At 38.5% G+C, this 18,305-nt stretch carries 20 protein-coding genes and 1 tRNA gene; 7 read left to right on the plus strand and 14 right to left on the minus strand.

Going from position 1 to position 18,305, the window contains the following annotated elements; genetic code table 11:
- A partial coding sequence (locus BLU58_RS03990; protein ID WP_143123696.1) for a replication initiation factor domain-containing protein occupies positions 1-567 on the plus strand: 567 nt, incomplete at its 5' end.
- 14 nt (positions 568-581) lie between these two features.
- Positions 582-1,733: a site-specific integrase gene (locus BLU58_RS03995; RefSeq protein WP_093290944.1), complete on the plus strand. Its 1,152-nt coding sequence runs from the start codon at positions 582-584 to the stop codon at positions 1,731-1,733.
- A 103-nt stretch (positions 1,734-1,836) separates the two neighbouring features.
- On the opposite strand, the gene BLU58_RS04000 is transcribed toward BLU58_RS03995, so the two are convergent.
- Positions 1,837-1,913: transfer RNA gene (locus BLU58_RS04000), tRNA-Arg, on the minus strand.
- Between the two features lie 70 nt (positions 1,914-1,983).
- Positions 1,984-3,828 (minus strand): asparagine synthase (glutamine-hydrolyzing), encoded by a 1,845-nt coding sequence (gene asnB / locus BLU58_RS04005; protein ID WP_093290945.1) that lies wholly within the window; start codon positions 3,826-3,828, stop codon positions 1,984-1,986.
- Positions 3,829-4,197: 369 nt separating this feature from the next.
- Between asnB and BLU58_RS04010 the strand changes: the two genes are divergently transcribed.
- A complete protein-coding gene (locus BLU58_RS04010; protein WP_093290946.1) occupies positions 4,198-4,437 on the plus strand; it encodes a response regulator transcription factor in 240 nt (79 codons plus the stop codon).
- 153 nt (positions 4,438-4,590) lie between these two features.
- Here BLU58_RS04010 and BLU58_RS04015 read toward each other — a convergent pair whose 3' ends face one another.
- The 5 genes from BLU58_RS04015 to BLU58_RS04035 form a co-directional block, all read right to left on the minus strand.
- Complete coding sequence (locus tag BLU58_RS04015; protein WP_093290947.1) at positions 4,591-5,661, minus strand: sensor histidine kinase; 1,071 nt, start codon at positions 5,659-5,661, stop codon at positions 4,591-4,593.
- The gene (locus BLU58_RS04020) at positions 5,651-6,343 is read right to left on the minus strand and encodes a response regulator transcription factor (RefSeq protein WP_218122176.1); all 693 of its coding nucleotides are present in this window, start codon (positions 6,341-6,343) and stop codon (positions 5,651-5,653) included. The genes BLU58_RS04015 and BLU58_RS04020 overlap by 11 nt, the downstream gene beginning before the upstream one ends.
- Before the next feature lie 180 nt (positions 6,344-6,523).
- Positions 6,524-6,793 carry a hypothetical protein gene (locus BLU58_RS04025; RefSeq protein ID WP_093290949.1) on the minus strand — a complete coding sequence of 90 codons (270 nt, stop codon included), beginning with the start codon at positions 6,791-6,793 and terminating at the stop codon, positions 6,524-6,526.
- A gap of 187 nt (positions 6,794-6,980) precedes the next feature.
- Positions 6,981-8,291 carry a hypothetical protein gene (locus tag BLU58_RS04030; protein ID WP_093290950.1) on the minus strand — a complete coding sequence of 437 codons (1,311 nt, stop codon included), beginning with the start codon at positions 8,289-8,291 and terminating at the stop codon, positions 6,981-6,983.
- 63 nt (positions 8,292-8,354) lie between these two features.
- Positions 8,355-8,687 (minus strand): DUF2500 domain-containing protein, encoded by a 333-nt coding sequence (locus tag BLU58_RS04035; RefSeq protein WP_218122177.1) that lies wholly within the window; start codon positions 8,685-8,687, stop codon positions 8,355-8,357.
- A 290-nt stretch (positions 8,688-8,977) separates the two neighbouring features.
- On the opposite strand from BLU58_RS04035, the gene BLU58_RS04040 reads away from it, so the two are divergent.
- Positions 8,978-9,148 carry an alpha/beta-type small acid-soluble spore protein gene (locus BLU58_RS04040; RefSeq protein ID WP_255404583.1) on the plus strand — a complete coding sequence of 57 codons (171 nt, stop codon included), beginning with the start codon at positions 8,978-8,980 and terminating at the stop codon, positions 9,146-9,148.
- A 93-nt stretch (positions 9,149-9,241) separates the two neighbouring features.
- Here BLU58_RS04040 and BLU58_RS16300 read toward each other — a convergent pair whose 3' ends face one another.
- Positions 9,242-9,397: a hypothetical protein gene (locus BLU58_RS16300; protein ID WP_176786489.1), complete on the minus strand. Its 156-nt coding sequence runs from the start codon at positions 9,395-9,397 to the stop codon at positions 9,242-9,244.
- A gap of 253 nt (positions 9,398-9,650) precedes the next feature.
- Positions 9,651-11,258 carry an alpha-helical endospore appendage domain-containing protein gene (locus BLU58_RS17130; protein WP_093290951.1) on the minus strand — a complete coding sequence of 536 codons (1,608 nt, stop codon included), beginning with the start codon at positions 11,256-11,258 and terminating at the stop codon, positions 9,651-9,653.
- 579 nt (positions 11,259-11,837) lie between these two features.
- On the opposite strand from BLU58_RS17130, the gene BLU58_RS04050 reads away from it, so the two are divergent.
- From BLU58_RS04050 to BLU58_RS04060, 3 genes are all read left to right on the plus strand, one after another.
- Positions 11,838-12,710 (plus strand): ETX/MTX2 family pore-forming toxin, encoded by an 873-nt coding sequence (locus BLU58_RS04050; protein ID WP_255404599.1) that lies wholly within the window; start codon positions 11,838-11,840, stop codon positions 12,708-12,710.
- Between the two features lie 699 nt (positions 12,711-13,409).
- A complete protein-coding gene (locus BLU58_RS04055; protein ID WP_093290953.1) occupies positions 13,410-13,838 on the plus strand; it encodes a hypothetical protein in 429 nt (142 codons plus the stop codon).
- 520 nt (positions 13,839-14,358) lie between these two features.
- The gene (locus BLU58_RS04060; protein WP_093290954.1) at positions 14,359-14,550 is read left to right on the plus strand and encodes a helix-turn-helix domain-containing protein; all 192 of its coding nucleotides are present in this window, start codon (positions 14,359-14,361) and stop codon (positions 14,548-14,550) included.
- A gap of 642 nt (positions 14,551-15,192) precedes the next feature.
- Here the strand turns inward: BLU58_RS04060 and BLU58_RS04065 are convergent.
- The 5 genes from BLU58_RS04065 to BLU58_RS04085 all read right to left on the minus strand — a co-directional run bounded on the left by BLU58_RS04065 (position 15,193) and on the right by BLU58_RS04085 (position 18,229).
- The gene (locus BLU58_RS04065) at positions 15,193-15,393 is read right to left on the minus strand and encodes a response regulator transcription factor (protein ID WP_093290955.1); all 201 of its coding nucleotides are present in this window, start codon (positions 15,391-15,393) and stop codon (positions 15,193-15,195) included.
- A complete protein-coding gene (locus tag BLU58_RS04070; RefSeq protein WP_176786490.1) occupies positions 15,372-16,700 on the minus strand; it encodes a sensor histidine kinase in 1,329 nt (442 codons plus the stop codon). Before BLU58_RS04070 ends, BLU58_RS04065 begins: the two co-directional genes overlap by 22 nt.
- A gap of 466 nt (positions 16,701-17,166) precedes the next feature.
- The gene (locus BLU58_RS16780) at positions 17,167-17,295 is read right to left on the minus strand and encodes a hypothetical protein (protein WP_255404584.1); all 129 of its coding nucleotides are present in this window, start codon (positions 17,293-17,295) and stop codon (positions 17,167-17,169) included.
- A 261-nt stretch (positions 17,296-17,556) separates the two neighbouring features.
- A complete protein-coding gene (locus tag BLU58_RS04080; RefSeq protein ID WP_093290958.1) occupies positions 17,557-17,796 on the minus strand; it encodes a hypothetical protein in 240 nt (79 codons plus the stop codon).
- Between the two features lie 61 nt (positions 17,797-17,857).
- Positions 17,858-18,229, minus strand: a complete 372-nt coding sequence (locus BLU58_RS04085; RefSeq protein WP_093290959.1) for a hypothetical protein — start codon at positions 18,227-18,229, stop codon at positions 17,858-17,860.
- Positions 18,230-18,305: the final 76 nt, after the last annotated feature.

The following is an 18,305-nucleotide window of genomic DNA, read 5'->3' on the forward strand; positions in this document are numbered from 1 at the left end:
AAAGATGGGAAAGAGGATGAATTAGAAGGGATCCAGTTCTGGAACCGCACAGAGTTGGAATTAAAGGACGAAAGAGCCGTTAAGGTTGCTTGGCTGATCGCAAATGAAATGGATGCAGGTGAGATTGTAACGGGAGTTTTAAATCACTATGTACGCTTCACGATCAAAGGAACCGATAGCAATAAATGCCGCTGGAAGACATGGAAGAAGTGGGAACGCTTCATCGGAGACGCATCCAAAATCAAGCTTGCAGAGCTACCAAAAGAAATATCAGTAGAAACAAAACTTGAATGGCTGGATCGCCAAGTAGCCCCTACCCTAGCTACTATCGTGAAAGCAGAATCCGAAGAGTTCTTATTGGATCTAGTGAAGAAAGCAATTTCACGATTAAAAGAGAAAGACTTCATGATGATTGATCAGTACAAAGACATCAAGGAAGAGCGGAACAGGGAACTGTGGAATCGCACCAAGCATATTAGGTGGAAGTTGATGGGGATTGAAGCAGACGAGACAACGGGTGAGATTCATTCGAAGTATCCCCCATTGAAAGATCAAACAGCTATATAAGGAGGAAGCAAACATTGAGAGGACATGTACGCAGGCGCGGATACAAGTATTGTTTTGTAATTGATATTGGTCGAGACCCACAGACTGGAAAACGGAAGCAGATGTGGTCAAAGGGGTTTGATGAAGAAGGCGATGCTGAAAAAGCAATGATAAAGGCAATTTACGAAATGAATCAAGGAATTTTCGTAGAATCAAACAAGATTACATTTGGAGAATTTCTCTGCCGCTGGTTAGAAGACTATGCCCAAATTAATTGCGCTCCTAAGACTTTTGAATTTTATGAGCTTGTGATCCAAAAACACATAATCCCATCAATGGGCAAACTCTTATTGACTCAATTAAAGCCCATGCACATCCAAAATTACTATTCAAAAAAACTAACAAACGGTCGCTTGGATGGAAAAGGTGGGCTTTCAGCACGGTCTGTACATCACCACCATCGACTTCTACATGAGGTGCTTGAGCATGCGGTTAAATGGCAGTTAATCTTTAACAATCCCGTCAAGGCAACGATACCTCCAAAGCCAAAGAAAAAGAGAGTGAATGCTTTAACTAAAGAGCAAGTTCTTACGGTATTGCAACTTGCAGGCAAGTTATGGTGTTATCCTATTATCTTTTTTGCCCTTAATACAGGAATGCGCAGAGGGGAGATTTTGGGGTTGAGATGGAAAGATGTAGACCTAGAGAAGCGCACAATCAGTATCAGCTATTCGCTACAGCGAGTAAAAAAGAAAGGTTTGCAACTTCGTCCAGCCACAAAAACAGAAGGTAGTCGTAGGTCTCTCGCTATTTCAAATTCAGTTGTTGATATGCTTAAAAAAGTTCAGACCCATCAAGCAAGTAATAAATTGCAAGTGGGCGAATTTTATCAAGATAATGGTTTCGTATTCTCAATGTCATGCGGTAAACCTATAGATCCTCACAGAGTTTCTAAAGAATTTCGTCATTTAGTCAAGAAATCAGACGGGATTCCTTACATGTCATTTCACGATCTTCGACATTGTCACGCAACATTATTGTTACAACAAGGGGAACACCCGAAAGTGGTTTCGGAACGCCTCGGTCATTCTACTATCACTTTAACCATGGACACATACTCACATGTATTACCTAACATGCAAAAAGAAGCCGCGGACAAGCTGGATAAATTTCTATTTGAAGACTAGATTACAAAGCACTTTATCTAAGTAAAGGTTTGCAATTTGTTTGCAGTTAGGGGCTATAACATCATATTTTCAATGTCATAGCCCCTAAACCCCTTGATATCACTGGCGCACCCGAGAGGACTCGAACCTCCGACACCCAGTTTAGGAAACTAGTGCTCTATCCTGCTGAGCTACGGGCGCATAACGCTATTTACCTTCTTCCATTATATAACGAAGATCCCCTACTCACAATAGGAGCAGGGGATCTTCGTTAACGCCACTGGACTTGGAAGTGGGTGAGCCATTGATTGAATTGAAGCCAGTAAGCTAGTAATGCAGGGACATTCATCAATTGTCCAAACCAAGGCAGATGCTTTTTTTGTAGATTTTGCCCGACAAAGCATTGAACCACTTGGTGATCGAGAAAATCCCAGATAGGGGCTTGCTTGTCGAGGAGTAATTCATTCACTTTCTTTTGCATGGTTTGTAGGTAAAGAGGATGATGTGTTTTGGGATAGGGACTCTTTTTCCTCTCGATAATTTCATCTGGTAAAATCCCTCGTAGTGCGTGGCGCAACAAACCTTTTTCTCTACCATTATGCGCTTTCATTTCCCAAGGAATATTCCATACATACTCAACTAAGTGATGATCACAAAACGGCACTCGAACCTCTAGTCCGTAAGCCATGCTCATACGATCTTTTCGATCGAGGAGAGTAGGCATCCAGCGGGTTAGATTCATGTAAAATAACTCTTTCATTCGCTCTTCTTTAGGAGAGTCTTGATCGCATCGAGGAACTTCTTCTAAAGTCTGCTGATATCTCATTTGTACATATTCCATTGGCTGAATTTGATCCTGTACATCCTTTCGGATAAATGGAATCCGCTCATTTGTTAAACGCGCCCATGGAAAGATATCTGCCTGAACCATCTCTTCCCGATGGAACCACGGATATCCACCAAATACTTCGTCCGCACACTCTCCAGAAAGGCAGACTGTTAAATCTTTCTTAATCTCTCTGGAGAATAACATTAATGAACTATCAATATCCGCCATCCCAGGAAAATCTCTAGCAATGAGAGCTCTGGGGATATAATCCACTAATTCTTGATTATTAAGGCATACTACGTGATGATCAGACTGCAAAAACTCAGCCATCAATTGCGCCCATGGGGAATCCGCATTGGGCTGGAATTCATTCTTCTCAAAAAACTGATCATTATCTTGGTAGTCAATCGAAAATGTAGTTAAGCGACCTTTTCCTTCCTCACGAAACACCTTTGCTGCAACTGCGGAAATCGCGCTCGAATCCAATCCTCCTGAAAGCATCGTTCCAATCGGAACATCGGAGATTAATTGTCTTCTGACAGAAGCCTCGAATAATTCTGTTACCCTCTCGATCGTTGCCTCAAAGTCATCCGGATGTGGTCTACTCACTAACTGCCAATATGGATGAGTTTGAATACCTTGCCGAGATACCTTCAGCCAATGACCTGGCTTGAGCTCCTTAATATCGCGGAACACACCTTCACCTGGAGTTCTAGCTGGGCCCATCATTAACACTTCGGCCAGACCTTGATCATCTATAACAGAACAAATATCTGGATGTTGTAATAAAGACTTTATTTCAGATCCAAACACAAATGTATCTCTCACATGAGCGTAGAACAAAGGTTTTACCCCAATCCGATCCCTTGCAATATAGAGCTCTTGTGAAAATTCATCCCAGATGGCAAAAGCAAATATACCATTCATTCGTTTAGGCGCATCCACTCCCCATTCTTGGTAAGCAGCAGGTAGCAATTCTGTATCACAGTTAGTAGTAAAACGATATCCGAGAGACTCTAATTCCGTCCGAATCTCAGCCATATTGTATAATTCTCCGTTGTATGTAACCACCATTCGTTGATTACCAAACTGTTTCACCATAGGTTGTAATCCATTCTCTGGGTCCATCACACTTAATCTTCGATGCCCCAATGCTATATGCTTACCAATCCAGGTCCCCTCTGAATCAGGACCTCGTTTAGCATGTTGTTGATTCATAAGACCAATGATTTTAGTCTGATAGCTCAAGTTTTCCTCGTAATTCATCCATCCAACAATTCCGCACATCCGTCTTCCTCCCCTAGGCAGTGTCTATGTATATATATGTAGCAAGGCAGGGAATTTTCCATGACTCGCTTGAATAGCGAAAGAAAATAGACTTTTCCATTTTCTTGTGGTATGATAAAAATTGCACAATACTAAAAAAGTTGTGCATAGCCAATTTTTATGTCTCCACTCAATGCCTATAAAGTTGCCTTTAGTACAAAAGAGCATTGTCTTTCGAAAAGCGAAGGACGATGCTCTTTGCTGTTTTATGCCATCTAATCGGATCTGATTAGATGGGTACCTTCCTTTATCTCTCACTAAATCTTTAGTGTAATTTATGATAAAATAATAAGTATATCATTTTTATTTTTATTTATAAGGAGATACTGAATGGATCATTTGCTTTCTTGTAGAGAGGTTGAGGTTGCAATATTGGTGGCAAAAGGATATAAGGATAACGAAATTGCTTTGTCATTATTTATTAGCAGACGACGTGTAGGAGAGATCGTTGCTTCTATTAAGAGCAAATGGCATATAACCTCCCGCGTTCAAATTGGGATCATTACATATTATTGCGGCTTAATAGATATAAAAAAAGAGGTTTTTACTAAATGTAAAAGTTTTAACTGATAACATAAACTATTTAATTATTCCTAAGCATTATAATGGCTACTGCTACCACCTTCGGAATCCTTAAACCTTTAGACTACACCCATGCTGAGTAGATGTAAGTCACCTGCTTCTCATTTATAATGAAGCAGGTGACTTCTGGTATAAGCATATTCATCTCTTACAAAGAGGCAGACAAATGTGGAAACTTGTTTCCTCTTCATCACTTTCAACATTTACATACCCCTTGTGTAATTCAATGATATTCTTCGTGATAGCTAACCCTAGCCCTGATCCGCCTGTATAAACGGATCGGGACTTCTCAATTCGATAAAAGCGATCGAAAAGATAAGGAAGATCTGCTAACGGAATACTATCCCCGTAATTTATGATCTTCACAATCGAAAGTTGGTCATGGACCTCCAAAATAATATCCACAAATACCCCTTTTTTTCCATAGTTCATCGCATTGGAGATAACATTCTCAAATACCCTTGCTAATTGGTCACCATCCGCCTCCACATAAACAGGACTTTCTGGTAGCGAAAGCCTTGACTTCATTTTTTCTTGGGTAAGCTGAATTTGGAACTGAATCGCGATCTGTTTCAGTAATTCCTTTAAATTGATCGCTCTCATCTGTAGGCTCATCTTTGGATTCTTAGTCCGAACGTATTCAAATAAATCATTTACCAACTGATCTAATCGTTGGGCTTTTTGATAAGCAATGTCTGTATAGTATCGGAGCTCTACTTCGTCTTGATATTGATTCCGGTCAATCAAACTCAAATACCCCATAATAGAGGTTAATGGAGTCCGTAGATCATGGGAAACATTCGTAATTAGCTCGTTTTTTGTCTGTTCTGATAAGCGTTCTTCTTCAACGGCTGTACGTAATCGTTCTAAAATCAAATTAATGCGAGTCGCCAACTTGCTAAACTCATTTTGAAATTTAACCGGAACTCTCTTTTTTGAATCTCCTTGTGCAATCTCGCTAACCGCATAACAGATTTGAATAAAGTATCGAATATAACGCGCAGTAAATAAAAAAAATATAATAATGCCAAATAACCCTACCAATATATACTCCATACGGATAGGCAACAGACTTTCGATAGCCTCTAGATTAGAAGTATATTCTTTCAATAAACTATAAACAAAGTTGGAAATAAACAAAGAAGCCCACAAGCTAAAGATAAAAACCACAGCAATTTTAGATAGAATTCGATAATACACTTTATCCCTCAATTTTGTAACCCACTCCCCATATGGTATGAATCATTTTATATCCTAAATTTTTTTCTAATTTATCTCGTAAATTACTAATATGCACCATGACAGTGTTATTAGCTTCATAATATTTTTCTTTCCAAACAGAGCGAAATATTTCCTCTGAATTAAATGCTTGGCCTAGATGTGAAGCGAGAAGATAAAGAATTTCAAATTCTTTAGATGTTAGATTAATTTTTTTCTCTCTAACAAACGTAGAATATGTTTTCCGATCAATAGTCAGTTCTCCTAAACGAATCATCTCACTATTTTCCTGTGGAAGCTGATGATTAAAATAATAAGCCCTTCGTAAAAGCGCTTTCACTCGTACCGTCATTTCTAATATGTTAAATGGCTTGGTCATATAATCATCAGCTCCTGTCATCAGGCCGGTGATTTTATCCATATCCTCCGATTTGGCACTTAACATTAGAATGGGCGTGTTGTTATGCTGTCTAACCCGCTGACAAAATTCCAGTCCATTCATTTTCGGCATCATTATATCTAGAATAATCAAATGAACGGAATGATCCTGTAAGATTGTCAGGGCTTCTTCCCCATCATACGCTTTTAACGTGGTATGACCTTCATTTTGTAAAGAAATATCGATTAAGTTTACGATTTCTTTATCATCATCTACGATTAAGATTTGCTTAGACAAATTCATAATCCCCCTCATCCTCTCTTATCACGCTATAAGTTGAAAACTTTTTAAGTATATAGGCATAATGAGACAAAAAATGCGTACTTACACGGAATGGTAAGTACGCCCTAAGTATACCTATATGAGTTTGTGTAATCTACATGTTTTACTATATTTTTAACAACTAGTTACGTAAATTTATTTTTTCTCGTTTTCTTTTGTATCAGTTTTTTTATCCTTCTCTGCTTCTTTTTTTGCTTTGTCGTCTGTTTTACCTTTTTCTGGTTGAGTTGTACTACTTCCCTGGGATGGTGTGCCAGTATTGTTGTTTGCTGGTGGTGTTGTTGTATTTTGCTCCACTGCAGGTTTTTTAGGCTCTTCTTTTTTCTTTTCTTCTTTTCCACATCCAACTAAAAAAACTGCTGTAGCCACTCCTGCTGCTACTATAGGGAATAACTTCTTTTTCATAAATATTAGCTCCTTATTAATAAAATTTTTATTGTTTCTGTGCTCTTATACTACTATATAGCCATATCACAAACAATTTGATTTAGCTTACACTTATATTACAAAATTGTAATGTCATTCCATGACGAGACCATATGCAAAAAAGCCATCTTAAGCTAGACGACTTTTTTGCATATAATCTTCATTTTTAATAGGGATAGAAAAAGTAGACGTATTCGGCCACCTTCTGCATATTACCGCTACATTTACATACGTTTTGATCATTATATATTTCAAATTCCGTTAAACCAATCCGTTTCACCATGGCACCAGACACCGTTCCTCTGTCTGTAATTTTAGCTATATCAGCTATCATTTCTTCTAAGCCTTCCCTTTCATAACACCCCATACATAATTCCTCATTACGTTTTATCAACGCTTCGCATCGAGAGCAACTATATTCCTCGCGATCCAAATCCGAAGTAAGCACACCTTGGATATAATCCGCTATCTCATGTGCAGTGCCATTCCAATCACTATCGCTATATGGCCCCTCATCATCTTCTTCGAGATCCTCTACTTTATAGACTTCAAAATCAGTTGAACTAATTCGGAAGACCTTATAACCAGACAAAATCTTACTGTTTGGTATCTCTTGGATTTGAGATATCAGTTTATTTCTTACATCTTGCTTCTCACAATCTAAACAGAAGATCGCATTTTGGGATAGAATTCCATCACACTTGGGACAATTAGTCGATTTACTATAATCATTACATGGAGTATAAAATTGGCTTCCATAACGGTTGCGGGTAGCACAGTCATGATAGACTTGATCAGGTGAATCATCCAGATCATGCTGATGCCAAATATCAGCCAAGGTCATGGTTTCTAGATTATCATGATAGGGGTGCAAGTAGAAGGCAACCGAACCCTCGGGATCGATCAAGATCGTCTTCCCGACATATGGATCATGGTACGAGGAATCCTCTTTTAAGTTGTAATGATAGACAACAAAATCGAATCCTCGAAAATCCTGAGATGGATCCCCAACTATGTAGTTAAAATACTTCTTTGTAGCCTCGCTATCCGAAGTAAAGGCAAGAGTGAGATAAGGATACTGATCATTTACCGTATATCGTTCTTTATTCAACCAAACTGCATTTTCAAACCCTTTATCATTATTCACATTTACTGTAATCCATGTTAGATTTCTCAGTGTTTCCTTGTTTTTTTCACTGATGAGTGTGCCATCGGTAGTGAGACGTATTCTTTCATCTAACCTTGAGATTGCATAATCCATAAATTCTTGAAATTGCGGGTGGAGCATGGGTTCGCCTTTCCAAGAGGGGGTAAGTATTACATCCTCGTATTGACTACACTCATCGACGATTTTTTTCCATAAATCCCACGGCATAAATCCACGATTTCCCTCTGTAGAGGAATCCTCATCCATTCGATTGACGGGTTCACATGGAGCCGTTATATCAACATATATATACTTCGGAAATGGGCTCAAACCTACACCTTCTTCTGTTCGTTTGCGTAGTAGTAATCTCTTAAACTAGATAGCAGAGTATAACTATGAACTTCTACGTCTCTGAAATCCCTTAAATCGCGTACCTTGAAACGTAAGAACACCTGTGTCTCCTACCACTAACACAGATTTAGATCTACTCATACGGAACTCCATACGATCACCATTCTCCCTTTCGAATGCAATAAAGGTATATTGTTTGATCGAACGTCGACTTATTACCTTAGCGTTTATTGCTTGCACGGGCTGATTGTTATTACGAATCCATCTAAACAAACCCCGAATGGAAATAAAAATAAAGAAAATCATAACTCCAGAAAACACGATGATGAAAAAGCCCATGATGAGATAACCTATTAATGATCCTATCGATTCCAATGGGCTATTCCTCCTTCGACTAATTGAAGAGCAGATATTTCTGCTAAATACCCAGCAAGCCTTTTTTTAGCACAATCCCCCTTAAAAAGATCTTCCGCTAGCTGAACAACTACCTTGGAACAAATATATACTTTGTACCTATCGAGGATACAATAAAATATTTTTATAATCAATTAAAATTTTTGAACAGAATAATGATCTAGTGGTATTGGAAATATAAGGTGCAAATCATGAGTCATATTCTCTTTTTTCCAAGACCATAATAAGGTGCACAAGGAGGTGTTTTAGAAGTGAAACACACACATAATAACCAAGTACAAAACAGCCTAGACCAAATGAAGAACGAGATTGCATCTGAATTCGGTGTTCAACTCGGAGCAGACACTACTTCTCGCGAAAACGGCTATGTTGGCGGGGAAATCACTCGGAGTTTGGTTCAGTTAGGCGAAAATATGCTGTAAGTATCAAATAAACAACAAGGTGCAATCTGATGTTACTCTAGATTGCACCTTGTTGTTTATTTGATATATTCTTAGGGAATTCCTATATCCCTTTTATGTAGCCGGAGCATTAGGTCCCTTCAATTTCTTCTCCTTATTAGCTTCTACAGCTTCTCCCAGCGGCGCCCCTTGATCTGCAAGTCGTTCATCGCGTTCTTTACTTGTTCCCTCCGAATGAATAGGCATTGTGGAGTTTTCATACGATTTCATTGAATCCCGTCCTTTCGGACTTATTGTGTCTAGTCATTTATTACTTTATGTAACGGATTTGCTTAACAGGGGTATCTATTTCAAATGAATCAACCAGTTGTTTGCTTCGAGGATCTTTATGAATAAAAGCCTGTAAATAGGTAATATCAAAAGAAATCGCCCTTTTGTAGTAGGAGGATGGGGTGTACCATCAACCAAAATACAAAGGGCAATTTCTTTTACTTTACCAAAAAAAAATGATATTTAGGATATACTACGCAATTTGTATAATACTTACATTACTTCTACTTGCAGTAAATGCTGCAGATCCGCCAGATTGAGGTGAAATCTGCATAGAAAGTGAAAGTTGTGTGCTTGCAGGAGTAGTCCGTATTAATCCTGATGCATTTACAGTCCAGACATTTGGATTTTGAACTCCTGTCATCCCCGCGGAAGAATATTGATCTGTCATAACAGTTCCTCCGCCGCCATTCATATTTGCGAGCAATTCTACAACTGTTAAACCATCTGTTGATGGAGTATAAGTTCCTCGAAGATCTACAGAAGCATAATAAACGCTATTTGGAGATAAGACGATATTATTACCACTTAGACTGATACTTCCATTACTGTTATTAAATACTTGAGTAAGAGCAACCGCTCCGAGCGATCCAGTAGAAACTGTCCCACTCGGAGCGAATCTTGCATTATTAGCCATCAAATTAGCTCCCGTAGGTCCCGTTGGTCCTTGAGGTCCAGCTCCTGTGGCACCAGTAGGTCCTGTAGCTCCTTGAGGACCCGCTCCGCCATCAGCCCCTGACGGTCCTGTCGGTCCCTGAGGCCCAGTGTCCCCTTGAGGTCCTGTAGCTCCGTCTGCACCATCCGCGCCTGTTGGTCCTTGAGGACCCGTGTCACCCTGGGGTCCTGTAGCCCCGTCCACACCATCTGCGCCCGTTGGTCCTTGAGGTCCAGTGTCACCCTGGGGTCCTGTAGCCCCGTCCACACCATCTGCGCCCGTTGGTCCTTGAGGTCCAGTGTCACCCTGGGGTCCCGTAGTACCGTCCGCACCATCCGCGCCCGTTGGTCCTTGAGGTCCAGTGTTCCCTTGAGGTCCCGTAGTGCCATCCGCGCCATCTGCGCCCGTTGGTCCTTGAGGTCCAGTGTTCCCTTGAGGTCCCGTAGTGCCGTCCGCGCCATCTGCGCCCGTCGGTCCTTGAGGCCCCGTAGCTCCAGTAGCACCGTTAGCACCGGTAGGTACTTCTAGTTTCACGATGGCAGAACCAGGCGTTACCGTGATGTCTAAGGTATCCGATATAAAGTTGAGTGTATCTCCAAAGCTGAGTGGAACTGTTCCGTCCGCGCCCGAGTTTCCTTGAACCAAAAATAAGAAATCACCTGTAACAAAAGCTCCTGTTGGCCCTTGAGGTCCCGTCGGCCCTTGAGGCCCAGCGTCTCCAGTGGCTCCAATCGCGCCCGTCGGCCCTGCTGGTCCTTGAGGCCCGGTAGCCCCAGCTGGTCCAGGAGGTCCTCCAGATGGTCCTGTGGGCCCAGTGGCACCTGCCGATCCCGTGGGTCCTCTTGTAACGTCTGTGTTTAACACATTTTCTAGCTTCTCATTTAGAATCCATTCTTTCTTCCCGATTACATTAATCGTGTCGCGAACGCTATTATTGATCGTAAGTAAATCGCTAATGGAAGGTTGAAAGGATGTTGAGACTCCAGGGAGCGTTCCGAGAACGTATTGGAGCTTTTCACCCTCGGCGTTAATGATATGACTTAAGCCCAGTTCTTCTAACGCAATCGATGATAATAGCAGGTTTACTGCATCTTCTCTGGTAATACTTATATTCGGTGAAATATTAGGTATATTCGCTTGGGACATGATATGCCTCCTTTAATAAATATTCTTACTATATATATGTTTGTTTGGATTATTTGTACTGGGTAGGCTCCTCTATTTATATAACAAATGACTCATCCACATCATTACATTTAGTAACCACTATGTTAGAAAACATGATAGAAAATAGAGGAGTAGTGAGCTAAAGGAAGAGACACTCCTCGTTCACGGCCCCAGCTTAACCTTGATAGGCACCCACTACAGAGTACGTTTCATCTTTATTTTTTCCTCCATGATTTTTCTGTTTTACATAAAGAAACCGTTGCAAAGACATTTCTCTTTGCAGTCCCTCTCTTGTAAATGTACATATAATTCATTTCATTTTTTATATTATTAATTCTATAATTAATAATAATATTGAATAGACAATATTATTATTATACAATGTATTCAAATATATGGTGTGTTAATTAACCAAAAAATGGGGAGAGACACCTTTTGCGATTGCGCGTAGGCCAAATATAATCGTAAGAATTCTTAGACGGTCATAACATACATTCGTAAACGTAGGGCGAATCAATAAAGATATAAATAGAGAGGAAGATAAATTGCGTGAAAAAGATGATGAGAAATATTATATTAGTCATGTGTTCTGCACTCTTAGCCTTATCGATCCCTGCTAATACATTTGCAGAGACGAAGGTAAGTACAGTCGATATTTTGGATTTAAAGAAAGAAGTACAGACTGCTTTAAACTATACCTATCGCGGAATTTACCAAGTGAAAAGTATAGACAAAGTAACAGCAAACAACCCACATGTTCGCGAGAACGGTTCACCCGTCATTAATGATATGGGTGTGGCATACGTAGGAGTAACAAGAATAGAAAATGACTTGGATATCCCGCAAACCATCAGTACTCAAGCATTTAGTGAAAAGGTAAGTGATACTGTATCCAATTCTGTCACACGTGGACTTAAAATAGGGGCTGAAATTACCGCGGGCTTTTCCTTCTTGGGTGGAAAGCTATCTACAGAATTTTCTTTTAGCAGTACAAAAGGTAAAAGCACTACCGTGGAGAGAACGATCTCTGTTCCATCTCAACAAATTGTTGTTCCTGCTCACACTAGAATACAGGTAGTAGCAAATCTCCATAAAAAGAAGATCTCAGGAAAAACCCTTCTTAGAACTGGTCTGGGTGGAAAGGTGCATGTAAAAGATTTACTCAATTCGATCGAATATGAAATGAATTTATATGATATTATTGTGGAATCTAGAAAAAAGGGCAATACTAGAAGTCGACTGATACCAAACCCTAGTAATAGTACAGTATCGTTTAGTGGTGAGGGAACATACTCTGGAACCTATGGAACTGAACTTGAATTGAAATTAGATTACTTTGATCTAGGTTCAACTAGTGGCAATAGTAGGTTTGCAAGGGGTGGCGCACCTCAACCGTATAAGTCAGAGACTATTATATTGAATGTACAATAAAGTTAAACGCAAAAGGATACATTTTTGGAGTTGTCAATTAGACAGCTCTCAGGGATGTAAGATCTACCTGATACTTTCCCGGAATATTCGAGCATGGTTCAACCCCATCTAAATAGGCTTGGACGGTTTCTAATTTTTGTCGCTAACGAATATTTAGTCATAGAAAAAGCTGGTATTATCTCCTCAAGGTAGACAGTGTAAAAATGCCCCCATAATGTAGTTTAAGGGCATTAGAGTCTACTTTGGAGGGGATTTTCTATGTCAAGAAAAGGACGGAAACGTCGCACTTACACAGAAACATCTAAAGAGAAAGCTGCAGGGATAGGCTAAGCGGACAGGACCACCAAGGTTTTGTGAACATCGATTCCACAGCAAATCGGATAAACAATCTTTAGAGCCATAGGAAGTAACTCCTTTCCGAGGTGTATAGGGAATAGACAGCATTGACTGGTTGTCCAGCAATAAACGAGATTGTTTATACAAAGATAAGTCTACGTGCTTGATATCACACTTATTTGTGCTTGGAAGGACAACCTACACATATATAAATGCGGTCACCCAAGGGGTGTCCCACTCACCTCCGCGTGATTTGTAGTTTACTGTTATCCCTATGGATTTAGAATAATATAAAATTTGTTCAAGGAGAACGATTTCATTTCGTTTTGTGCCTTGAGCGAAGCGAAAGGAATGACTATATAAATGAAAAAAGCTTTTTCGTTATTCATGTTCGTTTCTAGTATAGTTACCCTTCTTTGTGGATGCACCAATTCGGACCACGATCTGGGGATTGAAAAGACTCAAAAAGTAGAAGTTTCATCAGCAGAAAATCCAAATTCCATTTTAAAGATTTTTAATGAGCAAGATGAGGTAACTGAATTTGTTAACAGAATGAAAGTCGACCAGTGGAAAATTTCAGATGTTTCTCCAAATCTAGATGCAAATAAAGTTTATAAGTTATACCAAGCAGACACAATTACACTTGGAGAATCTAACAATAGGGAAAGGAAACTTAATCAAACTGCTGAAATAGTCACATATAAAAAAAGTCCTTATATTACATTTAGAACGAACCATTTAAGCTTTGATTTTAAAATTCCAAAAGATGTAGAAGAATATCTTTCTAATTGAATAATTCCTACCATATGGTGTTTTGTGCAACGGATAGGTCTGAAGTATTGTGTATCTACACCATAATCCGCTTTCTCCTATCCATACATGACGTGTACAAATACTCTCAAAACAGAATACATTGATAGGGAAATCTAAAACAGAAAGGGGAGGAAGACTATGAATTGCGGATCTATTCCTCGAAGTTTAATAAATAAAATAGTCCTCATCACGTTAACGGATGTAACAACAAAGTTTACTGGAAGATTAATCAGAATTAACCGAAATGAAATATATGTACGTACGAAAACTAGGGTAGAAGAAATTCCTTGCACATATATTCGATCTATTGTGCGATTTTCAAACTGCCGTACCAAATAGCTTGTCATAGTCGCTGTGTCAAAGCCTCTGAAGTCCATAAGGTGCTGGAGTAGATATCCCCCCTAAAAACAAGAAAAGTGTAATCGCTATTACTATTGATATGCTCCCCAAAAGGTAGACAGTTGAAATAATAAAAACTGTACCTTAGGGGAGCATTTCTATGCACAAAGGGAAATTTAATGCTTCAGAGAAACTTGCTATTCTGCAAGAAATTGAAAGAGGACTTGGAGTTAAAGCCACAGCTAAAAAGTATGAGGTTAGTAAAGTGACCCTATTTCAATGGCAAAAACGGTATGAACTATATGGATATGAAGGATTAGAAATTACAACACATAACAGGAGTTATTCATGATTCGGACAACAATCTGGGGATTGAAAAGACTCAAAAAGTATAAGTTTCATCAGCAAAAAAGCCAGATTCCATTTTAAAGATTTTTGATGGGCAAGATGAGATAACTGAATTTGTTAACAGAATGAAAGTCGACCAGTGGAGTATTTCACATGCTCCTCCAAATGTAGATGCAAATAAGGTTTATAAGTTATACCAAGCAGACACAATTCACATTTAAAACGAAGCATTTAAGTTTTGATTTTAAAATTCCAAAATATGTAGAAGAATATCTTTCTAATTAAACATTCCGTGCCATATGTTTTTTGCAATAGATTGGTCCAAAGCATTGTATACTGGATGATTGTAGAGCCGTACCTGTCCAAACAAAAGAGTGGTGATGATCAATAACCGTTTGGTGAATATCGTTGTCAAAAACTAAGAAATCGATCCGCTTTGGCCTGTTGATTTCCCAAAACTGGTTGTCCTATATATAGTTTTTGCATCTTTTATATTAATAAGCTGTGATGGGATTAGTAATTTGAAAAAAACCTATTATAAAAATTACCAAAACAAGACAGAGGACAGTTATTAATACCAGTTTCTTTTTTTCATACACCCTCAACCTTTCACTTTTTAACCAATTATTGATTAATCTTCGATCATCTACTGAACATTTAGCTCACTCTCTAGCATAATATCCATCAATACAATATCCGGGCAAGTAAGATAGACAATATTAGTAGCTTCGCTACTCGTAAGAGCTTGTCCTACAATCTCAAATTCATTAAACGCCTCTAAATATGTAGTTAATCCATCTAGCCACTCCTGATCATCCTCGACTATTACGATACGAATCTTTTCCATAACACTCTCCCCCTCTTTTTGGGAAAAGCCAGGTATACAGTGGTTCCTTTTTTATTTTTTGAATAAAAATCTATTTTTCCGCCATGTTTATTTATGACGTTGTAGCAAAAAGAAAGACCTAACCCAAAGTTCTCTCTTGGATTTGATTTTGTGGAGAAGAATGGTTCTAGAATCCGTGGAAAATGCTCTTTAGATATACCCGTTCCAGTATCTTTAAATATTAAAAGTACATTCCTTCTATTTTCATCCATACTTATAGTAAGCTTTCCTCCAGACGGCATAGCCTCTATGGCATTAGAAACAATATTATTTAGGACCTCTTCTATTAGTAGGCGATCGCAACAAATAGTCAGATCGCATTTCATACTATTCATTACCTTGATGCCAGAATCTTTTAACTTGGCTTTTGACTGGTATAAGCACCTCTCTACCATATCCACTACTCGATATTCTCCTATATATAGCTTTTGATCCTTTGTTTGTTGTTGTATTCTCATCATCGTATTTTGCATTTTTTCGTGCATTTGAAGAATGATGTCAATGTCGCTTTGCAAGTTCACTTGATTAGTAGTCATTGCATAATTTTTAATTTTTTCACCATATAGTTTGATGAGTCCTAAATCATTCTTCATTCCATGGTTCATCACAGATGTTTCCGCTGTTAACTGCTGTATAGAATAGTTAAGACTCTGGCGCTGAACCCGTAGACGGACTCCAACTAAGCCAAAACGAAAAAGGGAAGTGATGGAAACCACGAAAAGGAAGAGAGCAATCCAGTAATTATAACGCCACCCTTCTTCAATATCCATAATGCGTAGAAAATAACTGGTAGTTACCGCATAAATCATAGTAGGGATAAACGCCAAACAGGTATAAAATCTACTTCTTTTAGTGAATGGATTTTTTTCCATAATATAGGACCATATAAGAAGTATAATACCCGCCAAAATATATGGCACAACCCAGAAAGTCGCTAAGGAATATGGAACTACGAAAGTTGGATATATAGGATAAAACATAATCATCCCTATAACAGGAATAAAAAGGAAATATTGCAGTATCCTAATATATTTTCTAGGAACCATTTCGGAGTATGACAATCCAAAAAATATAAAAGAATAAGGGGTCAGATAGTCAGATACGAACGCTGTAATATTTTCAGCTAAAAGTAGATACTGAAAAACATCAGAATTACTTTCAAAGAGCGGTTTAATCTGTTCCCCAATGACTACTGATAATCCTCCTACACCACCACAAAATGTAGTGGCACTCGCCCACCGCGCACTAGTGTTTTTAAAATCAGCCAATAGAAGCAATATTCCTATCATCCACATCAATATCCATAGGAGGAGCATTTACCGTATTCCTCCTATGGATATACTAGGGATCGTAATACTACGAAAAGTATATAGAATAGATAGATAACTATTCTTCTTTTTATCTTGAAATTGGAGATCAAGATATATAGGTGTAGGAAACACATAATTCATTGTACATTCATCCCTAGATCGAGACTGTTTACTTGTTTCTAGATAAAAAAGGCATACGGCAAGATCATCAACAGATTTAGATATATAATCGATCATTTTTATACCTCCTTATTCGATAATACTCAGATAGGAATACTTAATGGTAACTGGAACTAAATAAAAGATTATTATATAGAGTCCCTTAAAATCAAATTGAAAAATAAGCCATGAAAATATGCGATTGGATATGTAGCGGAGAATCTAACCACACATTTTCACTTCAATAAATCAATTATTTTGTCTTTCAAAAACTAACATAATCGTCAATTCTCATCGCTTGATTACTACATAGACTCAAATGCCAGCCATCTTCCTCCATGTGATTCCTTTGGATAGTACTGGCAGGCACCTTGATCACTTTGTATTCATACATGGATTTATCCGCCTCTCCTTGACATCATTTGTTAATATACATCAAAAAAGTGTAATCGAGTAAACCCGATTACACTTTTTTCCAGCTAACGGCTAAATTATTCATTTGGCAGAGAGGGTGGGATTCGAACCCACAGACGCCTTGCAACGTCGGCGGTTTTCAAGTCCACGGAATCTACCTTGTACAGTGTAATAGGGGGTAATTGTCCTAAACAAACCGCGGTTTCATGAAATACAGGTTAACCTTAATTAAATCCATTTGCTATGGTTTGTTAGCAAATTCATTAGCAGTTTTGTTAGCAGCCATTAGCACAGTCAAAGAACGAATTGTATTTTTGAGAAAAACTCCATCTCTATTCACGCAAGCCATTTCTGGCTTATACACAGTACCTTTTCCAGTGGTGAGGATGTTTACTGGATACTGTCCAATTATGTGGTTCCATCCATTACCACCAAGACCATGGTAGACCAAAGAGTGGACGATGCTTACTACTGTCAGCACCAAACCCTCCCCAGTGAAAGTGCAGTGTTCGTCTCCCCCCCTATTTCAGGCACTACTTAGTTCATTTCTTTTTACTTGTAAAATACTTATCTACATAATTACGATAATACTTATCTACATACTCACGGTAAGTCCCTCTGTAACCTTTAATTTTAGAAATTATAAAATTAATTGTTATGTAAAAATAAATATAACCAATTTCAACAAAAGATACAAAAAGACCAATCCAATCTGTGAGAATCCACTCACTTACGCTCACTCTTTGCATCAACCATCCACCTATATACAGACTTAGTGCTAAGATTACAAAACTATAGGGCATCGAGCTAAAATCCCCTGTCACCACTTCAATAAGATAAAAGAATGAAACTGATGTTACTAACAAACATAATACATGTAAAAACACCAAAAACACTTTCGTTACAAATCTCAATTGTTACACACACCTTCCATTTTGTATATTACAAATGCCCAAATATCATAATAATACTTAGGCATTTGTAAAATTA

Origin of the sequence: Thermoactinomyces sp. DSM 45892, from assembly GCF_900107305.1 — a bacterium.
Lineage (GTDB): Bacteria > Bacillota > Bacilli > Thermoactinomycetales > Thermoactinomycetaceae > Baia.